The sequence below is a fragment of the Curtobacterium sp. MCBA15_008 genome, from assembly GCF_001865065.1.
Taxonomy (GTDB): domain Bacteria; phylum Actinomycetota; class Actinomycetes; order Actinomycetales; family Microbacteriaceae; genus Curtobacterium.
Genome location: NZ_MJGN01000016.1, coordinates 162,247 through 174,755, shown reverse-complemented (window position 1 = coordinate 174,755; position 12,509 = coordinate 162,247). Strand labels below are relative to the sequence as shown.

13 protein-coding genes are annotated in these 12,509 nt (G+C 72.3%); 5 read left to right on the top strand and 8 right to left on the bottom strand.

Features of this window, described 5'->3' with window-relative positions:
* The first annotated feature begins 136 nt into the window (after window positions 1-136).
* Complete coding sequence (locus BIU96_RS08990) at window positions 137-1,102, top strand: NAD(P)H-quinone oxidoreductase (RefSeq protein WP_071292294.1); 966 nt, start codon at window positions 137-139, stop codon at window positions 1,100-1,102.
* Between the two features lie 113 nt (window positions 1,103-1,215).
* On the opposite strand, the gene BIU96_RS08985 is transcribed toward BIU96_RS08990, so the two are convergent.
* The 8 genes from BIU96_RS08985 to BIU96_RS08950 all read right to left on the bottom strand — a co-directional run bounded on the left by BIU96_RS08985 (window position 1,216) and on the right by BIU96_RS08950 (window position 9,382).
* Window positions 1,216-1,992, bottom strand: coding sequence for an amino acid ABC transporter ATP-binding protein (locus BIU96_RS08985; RefSeq protein WP_071292256.1), 777 nt, complete (start codon window positions 1,990-1,992; stop codon window positions 1,216-1,218).
* Entirely contained in the window at window positions 1,989-2,867 is an 879-nt protein-coding gene (locus tag BIU96_RS08980) for an amino acid ABC transporter permease (RefSeq protein ID WP_071292255.1), read from the bottom strand. The genes BIU96_RS08985 and BIU96_RS08980 overlap by 4 nt, the downstream gene beginning before the upstream one ends.
* A 27-nt stretch (window positions 2,868-2,894) precedes the next feature.
* On the bottom strand, window positions 2,895-3,716 hold the full coding sequence (locus tag BIU96_RS08975) for an ABC transporter substrate-binding protein (RefSeq protein WP_071292254.1): 822 nt from the start codon (window positions 3,714-3,716) through the stop codon (window positions 2,895-2,897).
* 272 nt (window positions 3,717-3,988) lie between these two features.
* Window positions 3,989-4,780 (bottom strand): DUF3800 domain-containing protein, encoded by a 792-nt coding sequence (locus tag BIU96_RS08970; protein ID WP_071292253.1) that lies wholly within the window; start codon window positions 4,778-4,780, stop codon window positions 3,989-3,991.
* A gap of 25 nt (window positions 4,781-4,805) precedes the next feature.
* On the bottom strand, window positions 4,806-5,303 hold the full coding sequence (locus BIU96_RS08965) for a cupin domain-containing protein (protein WP_254786046.1): 498 nt from the start codon (window positions 5,301-5,303) through the stop codon (window positions 4,806-4,808).
* On the bottom strand, window positions 5,300-6,652 hold the full coding sequence (locus tag BIU96_RS08960) for an amidohydrolase family protein (protein ID WP_368072971.1): 1,353 nt from the start codon (window positions 6,650-6,652) through the stop codon (window positions 5,300-5,302). Before BIU96_RS08960 ends, BIU96_RS08965 begins: the two co-directional genes overlap by 4 nt.
* On the bottom strand, window positions 6,649-8,334 hold the full coding sequence (locus BIU96_RS08955; protein WP_071292252.1) for an adenosylhomocysteinase: 1,686 nt from the start codon (window positions 8,332-8,334) through the stop codon (window positions 6,649-6,651). The genes BIU96_RS08960 and BIU96_RS08955 overlap by 4 nt, the downstream gene beginning before the upstream one ends.
* A gap of 28 nt (window positions 8,335-8,362) precedes the next feature.
* Entirely contained in the window at window positions 8,363-9,382 is a 1,020-nt protein-coding gene (locus BIU96_RS08950; protein WP_071292251.1) for a PrsW family intramembrane metalloprotease, read from the bottom strand.
* 73 nt (window positions 9,383-9,455) lie between these two features.
* Here BIU96_RS08950 and BIU96_RS08945 point away from each other — a divergent pair, with 73 nt between their 5' ends.
* The 4 genes from BIU96_RS08945 (at window position 9,456) to BIU96_RS08930 (ending at window position 12,443) form a co-directional block, all read left to right on the top strand.
* Window positions 9,456-9,719: a glutaredoxin family protein gene (locus BIU96_RS08945; protein WP_071292250.1), complete on the top strand. Its 264-nt coding sequence runs from the start codon at window positions 9,456-9,458 to the stop codon at window positions 9,717-9,719.
* A 191-nt stretch (window positions 9,720-9,910) separates the two neighbouring features.
* On the top strand, window positions 9,911-10,789 hold the full coding sequence (locus BIU96_RS08940; RefSeq protein WP_071292249.1) for an amidohydrolase: 879 nt from the start codon (window positions 9,911-9,913) through the stop codon (window positions 10,787-10,789).
* Between the two features lie 41 nt (window positions 10,790-10,830).
* Complete coding sequence (locus BIU96_RS08935) at window positions 10,831-11,694, top strand: fumarylacetoacetate hydrolase family protein (RefSeq protein WP_071292248.1); 864 nt, start codon at window positions 10,831-10,833, stop codon at window positions 11,692-11,694.
* Window positions 11,694-12,443: an SDR family NAD(P)-dependent oxidoreductase gene (locus tag BIU96_RS08930; protein WP_071292247.1), complete on the top strand. Its 750-nt coding sequence runs from the start codon at window positions 11,694-11,696 to the stop codon at window positions 12,441-12,443. Before BIU96_RS08935 ends, BIU96_RS08930 begins: the two co-directional genes overlap by 1 nt.
* The last annotated feature ends 66 nt before the right edge of the window (window positions 12,444-12,509 follow it).

Sequence of the window (12,509 nt, the reverse complement as noted above, 5' to 3'; positions counted from 1 at the left end):
TCCCCCGGTCCTGGCCGCTGCTCCGGTCGGTGCGCGGCTCCCCGCCGAGCGTACTGACCGGGCTGTGCGCGTGACCGGCCGGGCGACGCCGGTTCGCATGACGGCCGACCGGGTCGGATCGCGTACGGTCGAGAGCATGCGAGCGATCACCCCGGACCACGGTGCCCTCCACGTCGGCGAACTCCCGGACCCGGTGCCGGGGACCGGCGAGGTGCTCATCGAGGTCGCCGCAGCCGGGGTGAACAACGCGGATCTGCAACAGGTCGCGGGCAACTACCCGCCGCCGCCCGGGGCGTCCGACGTCCTCGGTCTCGAGGTGTCCGGCACGGTGCGCGCGCTCGGCCCCGGCGTCCGCGGCTTCGCCGTCGGCGACCGGGTCTGCGCGCTGCTCTCCGGCGGTGGCTACGCCTCGCTCGTGGTCGCACCCGCGACGCAGGTGCTGCCGGTGCCGGACGGCGTCGACCTGGTCGAGGCCGCCGGTCTGCCGGAGGCCGCCTGCACGGTCTACTCGAACGTCGGCATGCTCGCCGGCCTCCGACCGGGCCAGACACTCCTGGTGCACGGCGGCACCGGGGGCATGGGCTCGCACGCGGTGCTCTGGGCGAAGGCGCTCGGGGCCACGGTGATCGCGACGTCGGGCGGGGAGCGCAAGGTCCGGGCGTCGAGCGACCTCGGCGCCGACCTGGTGATCGACCACCGCTCGGAGGACTTCGTCGCCCGCACGCTCGAGTTCACGGACGGCCGTGGCGTGGACGTGGTGCTCGACGTCGTCGGCCCGTCCTACCTCGGACGGAACCTCGAGGTCCTCGCGCCGAACGGGCACATCGCTGTGATCGCCTCGGGCAGCGGGCAGGCCGGCGAACTCGACTTCGGTGTGATGATGCGGAAGCGAGCGACCATCAGCGCAACGACGCTCCGTGCGCGGCCCCTCGCCGAGAAGGCCGCGATCGTCGAGGCCGTCCGGTACAACGTCTGGCCTTTCGTCGCCGACGGGCGGGTCCGGCCGGTGATCGACGCGGTCCTGCCGCTCGACGACGCCGCCGAGGCCCACCGCCGGGTCCGCGACGGCGAGGTGATCGGCAAGGTCCTGCTGACGCCCTAGGCAGGCGTCGGGCGCCGGACGTCGGGTTCGCAAAACGCAACGTCGGCGACACCTCGCAGCGGTGTTCCTCTGCGAGCAACCGCCGACGTTGCGTTTTGCGGAGGCGGTCGGGCTCAGGCGTGGACGCGGGCGAGGAACTCGACGAGCGCCGGGTGCTGCGGGGCGTCGAGGACCTCGGACGGGGTGCCCTGCTCGACGACCTCGCCGCGGTGCAGGAACACGATCCGGTCGGCCACGTTCCGCGCGAAGTGCATCTCGTGCGTCGTCATCAGGATCGTGGAGCCCTGCCGCTTCAGCTCCGTGACGAGGTCGAGCACCTCGCCGACGAGCTGCGGGTCGAGGGCGCTCGTGACCTCGTCGAGCAGCAGGAGCTCGGGGTCGGACGCGATCGCCCGGACGATGGCGACGCGCTGCTGCTGCCCGCCGGAGAGCCGGTCGGGGTAGGCACCCGCGAAGTCGGCCAGGCCGATCCGGTCGAGCAGCCGCTTCGCGGTCGCCTCGGCCGCCGCGCGACCGACGCCGTGCACCTGCCGCGAGGCGAGCGTCACGTTGTCGAGCACGGTCATGTGCGGGAACAGGTTGAACTGTTGGAAGACCACGCCGATGCGGGCCCGGGTCGCGTCGACGTCGATCCGCGGGTCGGCGATGTCCGTGCCCTGCAGCAGGATCTCGCCGTCGTCGATGCCCTCGAGCAGGTTCACCGTCTTGAGCAGCGTCGACTTGCCGGAGCCGGACGCGCCGATGACGCAGATGACCTCGTGGCGGTGCACGGTCAGGTCGATCCCGCGCAGGACCTCGTGTTCGCCGAAGGCCTTGCGCAACCCGCGCAGCTCGAGGACCGCAGCGTCCGCACCCGACGCACCACGGGCTTCCTGGCCGACCTCGCTCATACGGTCCCTCCGATCTGCTCGCGCCGCTGCTGTCGGCGCGCGATCGCGTCCGTGACGCGGATCAGCGGCAGGCTGATCACCACGAACAGCAGCCCGGCGACGAAGTACGGCGTGAAGTTGTACGTCTCGGCCTGGGCGATCTGCGCCGAGCGGACCGCGTCCACCGCGCCGAGGATCGATACCAGCCCGACGTCCTTCTGCATCGACACGAAGTCGTTCATGAGCGCCGGTGTGACCTTCCGGATCGCCTGCGGCAGCACCACGAGCCGGAGCGTCTTCGCGTGCGAGAGGCCGAGCGACCGGGCGGCCAGGCGCTGGGAGGGGTGCACGGCCTCCATGCCGGCGCGGAGCACCTCGGCGATGTACGACGAGTAGGTCAGGGTGATCGCGATGGTGCCCCAGACCTCGGCGGGCAGGCGGGGGAAGATCCCGAGCCCCGGGATCCCGTAGCCGACCAGGTACAGCACGATGATGAGCGGCAGCCCGCGGAACAGGTCCGTGTACCCGGTCGCCAGCATCCGCAGCGGGAAGAACACCGGGTTCCGCAGCCCGCGGACCACGGCCAGGAGCGTGCCGAACACGGCGACGCCGATCGCGCTGAAGAACAGGATCCGGATGTTCAGCCAGAGGCCGAGCAGGATCTCGGGGAAGGTGTCGATCGCCGTCTGCGGGTCGAAGAACGACTGCTGGACCGCCGCCCAGCCCGGGGTGTTCACGACGCCGAAGTAGGCGATCGCGATGACGACGAGCGTCGACACGACCGACACCACGACCGCACGGCGACCACGCTGCCGGCGGTAGAGCCGGCGCTCGAGTTCGACCTGGCTCGGCGCCGGGGCGGCGACCGGTGTGCCGGCCCCTGCTGGCAGGGTCATGCGGGTGCTTCCGACCGGGTCATGCGGCTACTTGAGGACCGGGGTGCCGGTCTCCGAGGAGAGCCACTTCGTCTGCAGGTCCTCGAGCGTGCCGTCGTCGTCGAGCGTCTTGAGCGCCGTGTCGACCTTGCTCGTCAGCTTCGAGTCCTTCGGCAGCACGAACCCGAACTGGTCGCCCTTGCCGTCCGCCGGGAACTGCGCCGACACCGTGCCGTCGTCGAGCTGCGCGGCGGCCATGTAGAACGCCGTCGGCAGGTCGGTGACGATCGCGTCGATCTGGCCGGACTTCAGCGCGAGGACGGCGTCGTCGTTCGAGTTGAACACCTGCGGCGTGACCCCGAGGACGCTCTTCACCGACGCGATGCTCGTCGAGCCGGTCGCGACCCCGATGGCGTCCTGCTTCAGCTCGTCGATGGTCGTGTGCTCCACCGCCTTCGAACCCGAGGTCGTCACGACGGCCTGGGTGGTCGTGTAGTACGGGCTCGACATGTCGACGGCCTTCTTGCGCTTGGCGTCGATCGAGAACTGCTGGACGTTGAGGTCCCAGTCCTTCGGGCCGGGAGCGATCGCACTGTCGAAGGTGCTGCGCTTCCAGACGACGTCGGACTTCGCGTAGCCCATCTCCTTCGCGACGGCGTACGCCACCGCGGACTCGAAGCCCTTGCCCGACTGCGGCTTGTTGTCGTCGACCCACGGCGAGTACGCGGGCTGGCCGGTCGCGATCGTGAGCTTGCCGTCGGTGACGGTGCCGTCGGCGTTGCCACTGCCCCCGGCGGAGCAGGCCGACAGGGCGAGGGCGGCGACCGCGGCGGTGGCGACGGCGAGGGTGAGGCGGAGGGAACGGGTCACGGTCGGGCCTTCGTGAGGGGGTCAGGGCAGGACGAAGTGTACTTCGCACTGGGATACCAGCGCGAAACCGGCGTCACCGGGTGACGCGCCCGCGGCCATCGACCGCCTCGAGCCCGACTGGTAGCCTGCAGGTGCGGGCTGAACCGAGCGCATGCTCGGCTGAGGTCTGAGATCAAGGGGCGTCCCAGCACGGGGCGCCCCCTTTCTGTTGGTCCGGGTTTCTGTTGGTCCGGGTTTCTGTTGGTCCGGGTTTCTGTTGGTCCGGGCCGCCGTCACGGCCAGACCACGATCGCGTCCCGGCGGGCGTTCGTGACTTCGGTCCGCCAGACCGGCCGGAGCTCGTCCCACATCGTCTCGTCACAGACACTGCCGCTCTTCGCGCCCGGCGCCTGGAACCGTCGGAACGCCGCGTACGCCACGAGGTCGGCGGCCTGGATGAAGTACGACGACGCGGAGTCGCGTGGGACCGGGTCCTCGACCAGCAGCGGCGCAGTGACCCGGACGCCACCGGGCGCGAAGCTGTGTCGGCGGAACCGGCGGCGGATCGCGCGGACCGTCGCGTCGTCTCCGCCGTCGTGCACGAGGATGATCGGCTTGCCGGATCGCTCCGATCTGAGCCGGAGACGCTGGAGCAGGTAGGTCCACGCCCGGTCCTCCGGCTGGTAGTCCATCGGCCGCGCTTCCTTGTCGATCACGACCGCGAAGACACCGGACGACGCCACCGTCAATGCGGCGAGCGACCGGCGGAACACGTCACGCCGCTGACCGTCGCCGAGCCCGAGGTCGCGGAGGTCGCCCCGTCCGCGGAGCAGCACGTTCGCCTTGAGCTCGTGGCGGACGAGGATGCCGTAGGCGTCACGGAACTCACGACGGACTCCGGCCAGCCAGTCCAGGCGATCGGTCCAGTCTCCGCCGGGGACGAGAACGCAGCCCAGCGTGTACGTACGGGTCGCCCCGGGAGAGGCCGCAGGGTCGCCCTTGTCGCCCGTCTCGTCCACGTAGGCGAACTCGAACGGCGCCTCGAGCGCCGCTCGAGCGAGGGCGGGGACGCGGCCGGAGTCCATCCGGCCAACACACCAATGTGGTACGTCAGTCCGCCATCGTGAAGTCCTCGAACGAGAACCCCGGCGACACCAGGCAGCTCAGCAGCACCTCGCCCTCGCCCGGGATCGTCCGCTGCCACACCCCGCCGCGCACGAACGCCTGCGCGTCGTTCACCCGGTCGCGCCCGGCGTCCGGCCCGAGCGTGATGGTCGCCCCCGGCACGGGCTCGTCGCCGTCACCGCCGAGCTGCAGGTCGACCGAGTCCGGGCCGTGCCACATCCAGATCTCGTCGCTCGTCACCCGGTGCCAGGCGGAGGCCTCGCCCGGGGGCAGCAGGAAGTGGATGAGCGTGGCCGCGGGACGGTCGCCGGAGGGCGTCGACACCGTCGCGGGCGAGGTCCAGGTACGGACGTACCAGCCGCCTTCGGGGTGCGGCTCCATGCCGAGGGCGACGGCGCGCTTCGGGACGTCGAGCCACTCGATGAGCTCGCCGCCCACCGTGCGTCGCGCGGCCATGCCGGGTCGGGGTGCGGTCTCGGTCATGGTTCCTCCACGGGGGTCGGGGTGAGTGTGCCGTCGGCGGCCCGGACGACGCCGCCGATGACGGTCGCGACCGCACGGCCGGCACCGTCCTCGACGAGTTCGGCCATCGCGTCCGGCACGGTGCGGGCATCGACGTCGAACACCGCAAGGTCGGCCCGCGCGCCGACGGCGAGGTGCCCGACGCGGTCCGGCCCGACGGCGAGTCCCATCGCGTGCGCACCACCGAGGGTGGCGGCGGCGAGGAGCCGTTCGTGCAGGTCCCGGTGGCCGTACCCCTGGGCGCGGGCGATCCGGTGCAGCGCGGTGACGTCGGCCATCAGGTCGAGCGAGGGCGACGAGGACAGCGAGTCGGTGCCGATCGCGATCGGGCTGCCCTCGCGGAGGTAGTCCGCGACCGGCGGCGGGTCGAGGCCGATGACGGCGTTCGAGCGGGGGCAGAGCGCGACGGCGGTGCCGCGGGCACGGAGCAGGGCCCGGTCCGCCGCGGTCATGTAGACCCCGTGCGCGATGTGGCAGTCCGGCCCGAGCACGCCGAGCCGGTCGACGAACGCGGTCGCGCTGGCACCGAAGCCGAGCGCCCGCATGGCCCGGAACGACGGCGCGTTCGCCAAGTGCCAGTCGCTGCCGTGGCCGACACCGTCGACGCCGTCGAGTCCGGGGACGGGCCCGAGAGCGACCCGCTCACCCTCGAACGCCGCCTCGCCGAGGTGCAGGTGCAGGCGCAGCCCGCGCTGCCGCACGATGTCCGGCAGTTCGAGCAGGGGTGCGACGTCGAGCGAGTAGGGGGCGTGCGGCGAGAGTCCGGCGCCCGGCACGGTGGGGAAGCGCTCCAGCTCGGCGAGGACCTGGTCGCGGCCGTGGGTCTGCCACGCCGCGTTCTCCCAGTCCATGACCTCCCAGTAGGCGATGCCGCCGAGTCCGTGCGACTCGAGTGCGGTCGCCGCCTCGAGGTCGGTGACGACGTCGGCGATGCTCGTCACGCCCGCCAGGATCGACTGCCGAGCGCCGGCGGCGGCCTCGGCACGCCAGTCGTGCGGTTCGGCGTAGTCCTGGTTGAACGCGGCGGCCCAGTCCTCGAACCCCGCGTACTGGCGCTGACCGACACCTGCCATGCCGGTGTACTGCAGGTGCGAGTGCGCGTTGACGAGACCGGGCAGGAGCGCCCCGCGCCAGCGCCGTTCGGTGAAGGCCGTGCCGGTGCTCGCGAGCTGGTCGACGACCCAGGACCGGTCGCCGACGTGCAGGATCCGACCGTCCTGCACCGCGACCGCGCCGTCCGCGATCGGCGGCGCGGTCATCGGGACGACGATGCGCGCCGCGTGCACGGTGACCGCGTGGTCGCCGGTCACGACGGGTCCCCGAAACGGCGGGTCCGGACGTCGGGCTCGCGGTCGGCGGGCTGTGCGGCGAGCGGGCCGGGAGGCGTTGGTCGACTCCCGAACGCGGCGAGCGCCGCGCGGGCGGTCGCGTCGTCCACCGCGGGGTCGATCGGCACGACGGCGCGGTCGAGTTCGTCGCCGCGCTCGAGGAGCATCCGGACGGCGCCGAGCTGGGCGGCGAAGGACAGGTCCATGATCTCGATCGGGTTGCCCTCGGCCGCGGTGATGTTGATGCACCCGCCGTCGTCGAGTACGAGCACGTCGTGGCCGTCCGGCCACGCGAAGCGTTCGACCTTCCGGCCGATCTCCGTCCGGACGGCACCGGCGGCGAGGGCGGCGTCGATCGCGACCTCGCCGTCGACCCCGCCGGCGACCGCCACGACCGCGCCGTCCGCGCAGGCCCGGAGCACCCCGAGGTCGATCGTGTCCGCGACCCCGGTCGCGCTCATCACCAGGTCGGCGTCGCGCACGGCGTCGACGAGCGGTGCGACCTCGTACCCGGCGACGAGCGCCTGCAGGGCGCGGACGGGGTCGGTCTCGGCGACCGTGACGGCGAAGCCGAGCGCGCGGAGCACCAGCGCGACCCCCTCGCCCACGTGCCCGAACCCGGCGACGACAGCCGCGCCTCCAGGCCGGACCCGGTGCGTGCCGGAGGGGAGCCCGTCGACCAGGTCGAGTGTCGCGAACACCGTCGACTGCCCGGTACCGTACCGGTTGTCGAAGAAGGTCTTGGTGCGGGCGTCGTTGACGGCGACCACGGGGATCCCGAGCTCGCCGCGCGCGGCCAGCACGCGGAGGGGTCGGAGGCCGCTCGTCGTCTCCTCCGCCGCACCGAGCATCGTCGGCAGCAGGTCCGGGCGCTCCTGGTGGGCGAGCCGGATGACGTGCGAACCGTCGTCGAGCAGGACGTGCGGTCGGGTGTCGAGCATCGCGAGCGCGAGGGCCTTCTGTTCCGGCAGGGTCGCGGTGCTGCTGGCGTGCACGGTCAGCCCCGCGCGTCGGAGCGCGTCCGCGACGGCGTCGTCCGTCTCGTCGGCGTGGGCGTAGACGACGACCTCGGCCCCGGCGTCGCGGAGCAGCAGGCTCAGCACGGCGGTCTTCGGCTCGAGGAACATGCTGACGCCGATGCGCGTGCCACGGAGGAGCCCGCCGTCGCGGAGTTCGGCGGCGACCGCTCGCGAGACGGGCATCGAGCGTCGAGCCCAGCGCAGACGGGCGTCGGCGGCGGGGTCGTCCTCCGGGTCGCGGCCGGTGGAGACGAGGAAGACGTCGTCGGACAGGGCCGGTACGCCGAGCACCCCCGGACGGACGCTCGTGACCGGTCCGAAGGCGTCCTCGTCGACGGCGGGCAGGTGTCGGCCGGCGTCGACCACGACGAGGGTGGCCCCGCGGGGGCGGTCGGCCTCGCGTTCGACGGCGGCCGTGCTCTCGTCCGGCGATCCCACGCACCAGAGCTGGTCGACGGGTTCGTGGTCCGCCGCGGGGCGGGCACCGAGGCCGGTCAGCAGGGCGTGCAGCGCGGCCGTGTCGCGGGGGTCGCCGCCGACGATGCGGAACCGGCGGGCGGCGACGAGCAGGTTCGTGGCGGCCGCGAAGCGTCGGACGGCGGCGGAGGCCCAGGCGCGCGTCTCGGGGTCGGGTCCGGGCGGCATGCCCCAATCGTATGGTGAGCCTGCGGCATCACCCGAGCGGGTGCGGTGCCGGCGTCTCGCCCCAGGCCGGGTCGCCGTCGACGCCGCCGGCGCCGGCGCCGGCGCTCCGCTTCCTCGCACGGATCAGCACCGCGATCAGGATGACCACCCCGATCGCCGAGACGATCGCCAACCCCACCACGTAGAGCGTCGTCGCGAGGCCCGCGATCGACGCCGGGACGGCACCGTTCCGAGCCGCGGACAACGGCGTCCCGGTCACCAGGAACGCCAGCAGCGTCGAGATCGTGGAGTTCGAGTCCCACAGGCCGTGCAGGAGCGCGACACCGACGTAGGCGATCGGGATCGACCACGACCACCGGAAGCGCGCCCGTCCGTGCGCAGCGCCGAACACCACCGCCCCGAGGATCGCAGTCCAGAGCACGTGGCCGACCGGCGACAGGATGGCCCGCACCACCTCAGTCTGCAGCAGGGACACGAGGTCGATGCCGCGACTCGTGATCGCCGCGTTGAACGCGTAGCCGGCGGACTCGAACGCCGCGAAGCCCGCGCCCACCGTGGCACCGAGGAGCGCACCCTGCTGTGCCGTCTTCGGGCGCACCCGCCAGCCGACGACCACCAGGAGGACGCCCTTCACGAACTCCTCGACGAACCCGACCACGATGTACAGGCCGGCGCCGGCGCGGAGGTCGGCCTCGAGCAGCGACGCCCCGAGCACGCCGAGGATGCCGCCGACGAAGAACGCGACGATGAGCTGCATCGTGCTCACCGAACCGGTCACCCGCTCGATGACGAAGAGCACGACCGTGAACGGCACGAGGAAGCTGCCGAGCAGGATGATCGTCGGCACCAGGTTCGTGTTCAGCGTCGAGAACGTGACGATGATCGTGACGACCCAGAGCACGAACCCGGTCAGGAGCGTCTTCCACCACCACCCGTGCCGGTGGTGCGGGTGCGGCGGTTGCTCGTGCGGGTCCGGGTCCGGATGCTGGTGCGGGTGCTCGTTGCGTTGCTCGGCGCGGACGGCGGGGAGGTCCGAGGGCAGGCTCATGGGGACATGGTGCTCCGACGGCGTACGGTACGACCGCGGGAATGGCGGGATCGAGTCATCTGTTCGGGGTGGCATGACTGACGAGACGTTCGACAAGGTGACGATGTTCGGTGCCGACTGGTGCCGCGACTGCCGACGGTCCAAGGCGCTGCTCGACACGCTCGGCGTGGACTACGAGTACGTGGACGTCGAGGCAGACCTCTCCGCGGCGGACCGCGCCGAGGCGATCAGCGGGCGGAAGAACATCCCCGTCGTGGTGCTGCCCAACGGCAAGCACTTCGTGGAGCCGTCCGACGCCGAGCTGCGCTCCGAGCTCGAGGCCGCGTCGCTGGCCTGAGCGCGGGTCCGGGCCGGGCGCACGCGCCTTGTCCAATCAGGCGTACCTGGTCGAATAGGGCGTACCTGGTCGGAACTTCTGACCGAGTACGCCCGCTTCCGCTTTCCATCGCGGGTGTCATAGGTCGAACCGGTCGAACCCGTCGAACGGTCGAACGGTCGGACATCGGATGAATCGGGCATGATGGCCGCGTGATCATCGACGCTCACCACCACCTCTGGGATCCAGCCGACCGGCCGTACCCCTGGATGGACGACTCGGTCGCCCCGATCCGGCGCCGGTTCGACGTGGACGACCTCCGTGCGGTCACCCGGGACACCGACGTCACGCGCACCGTCGTCGTGCAGGCCGTGCACGATCCCGGCGAGACGGCGTGGCTCCTCGCGCAGCCCGGGCCGGTCGCCGGAGTCGTCGGATGGGTGGACCTGACCGCGCCGGACGTCGCCGACCGACTCGCGGTCGTGCGGGCGCTACCGGGTGGCGAGCGGTTGGTCGGCATCCGGCACCAGGCGCACGACGAACCCGATCCGTCCTGGCTCGCACGCCCGGACGTGGTCCGCGGTGTCCGTGCCGTGGCCGCCGCCGGGCTCGTGTTCGACCTGCTCGTCCGCGAGCGGGAACACCCCGCCGCTCTCGCGCTGGTCGACGCCGTGCCGGAGGCGGTGTTCGTGCTCGACCACGCGGGCAAGCCAGCGATCGCGCGCGACCGATCGGGCACGCAGGACAGCGGCGAAGGCCGCGAGGTCGCCGACGCCTGGCGGGCCCGGATGCGCGACGTCGCCGCGCGCCCGAACGTGGTGTGCAAGGTCTCCGGCCTCCTCACCGAAGCCGGCGACGACTGGCGCGACCGCCCCGTGGCCCGCTACGCCCGCGAGGTCGTCGAGCTCTTCGGCCCGGACCGCTCCCTGTTCGGCTCGGACTGGCCGGTGTCGACGCTCGCCACCGACTACGCCGAGGTCCTCGCCACGACCACCACCGCCCTCGCCGACCTCGGACCGGAGGAGCGCGACGCGGTGTTCCGCGGGACCGCCGAGCGCATCTACCTTGCCGGGGAGCATCCACAGACATAGGATGTTTCCGCTGCACCGGCGCAGCAGGAGAGCGAGGAACGATGCGGTTCGCACGACTCGGCCCGGCGGGGAGCGAGATCCCCGTGGCCATCGACACCGACGGCGAGGTCCTCGACCTCCGCCCGATCACGAACGACGTCTCGGGGACGTTCCTGGCGTCCGACCCGATCGGCCGCGTGCAGCACGCCCGCAGCGCCGGCGACCTGCGGCCCGTCCCGGACGCCGATGCCCTCCGCCGCGGCGCTCCGGTCGCCCGACCCGGCAAGGTCGTCTGCATCGGCCTGAACTACCGCGACCACGCCGCCGAGACGGGCGCCGACATCCCGACCGAGCCGATCGTGTTCATGAAGGACCCGATGACGGTGATCGGCCCCGACGACGAGGTCCTGGTCCCCCGCGGCAGCACGAAGACCGACTGGGAGATCGAACTCGCGATCGTGATCGGCACGACCGCGCGCTACTGCGAGTCCGAGACCGAGGCCGCGACCCACATCGCCGGGTACGCCATCGCCAACGACGTCTCCGAGCGCGCGTTCCAGCTCGAGCGCGGCGGCCAGTGGGACAAGGGCAAGTCGTGCGAGACCTTCAACCCGCTCGGGCCGTGGCTCGTCACCCCGTCGTCGCTGCGGGACGCCGGGCTCGACCCGGAGGCACTCGCACTGCACCTCACCGTGAACGGCGAGGTGCGGCAGGACGGCACCACCGCGGACATGATCTTCAAGCCGGCGGAGATCGTCCGGTACTTGTCGCAGTTCATGGTGCTGTACCCGGGCGACGTCATCAGCACCGGGACCCCGGCGGGTGTGGCGCTCGGCAGCGGTGCCCCGTACCTGCAGCCCGGTGACGTCGTCGAGCTCACCGCCGAGGGCCTCGGCACGCAGCGGCAGACGATCGGGGCGGCGTGATGGGCGGGTCACACGACGGCGTCCGCGCGATCGTCACCGGCGGCGCGTCCGGCATCGGTGCCGCGATCGTCAGCGCGTTGCAGGACCGCGGTGCCACCGTGGCCGTGCTCGACCTGCAGCCCTCGAGTGCCGAGGGTGTCGTCTCCGTCACCTGCGACGTCTCCTCCGACGAGTCCGTGCGCGCAGCGGTGTCCTCGGCGGTCGACCAGCTCGGGGGCCTCGAGGTCCTCGTCAACAACGCCGGCATCGGCGCGCAGGGCACCGTCGAGGACAACCCCGACGACGAGTGGCGTCGCGTGTACGAGGTCAACGTCCTCGGTGCCGTCCGGCTCTCCCGCGCAGCACTCCCACACCTCCGCGCCTCCGGGAACGCGAGCATCGTCAACACGTGCTCGATCGCCGCCACCGCCGGCCTGCCCCAGCGTGCGCTGTACTCCGCCACGAAGGGCGCGATCGCGGCGCTCACCCGTGCGATGGCCGCCGACCACCTCCGCGAGGGCATCCGGGTGAACGCGGTCAACCCGGGCACCGCGGACACCCCGTGGGTCGGTCGCCTGCTGTCGACCGCCGCCGACCCGGCCGCCGAGCGCGCGGCCCTCGAAGCCAGACAGCCGCACGGGCGGCTCGTCGCGGCCGAAGAGGTCGCCGAGGCGGTCGCCTACCTGACGAGCCCCCTCGCCCGGTCGACGACGGGCGTCGACCTGGCCGTCGACGGCGGCATGCAGTCGCTCCGGCTCCGGCCCGCCTGATGCTGCCGGTCCCGGCCTGGAGGCACGACTATCGTCGACCTGTCCGGTCGCGTCCGCGAGTGGGCT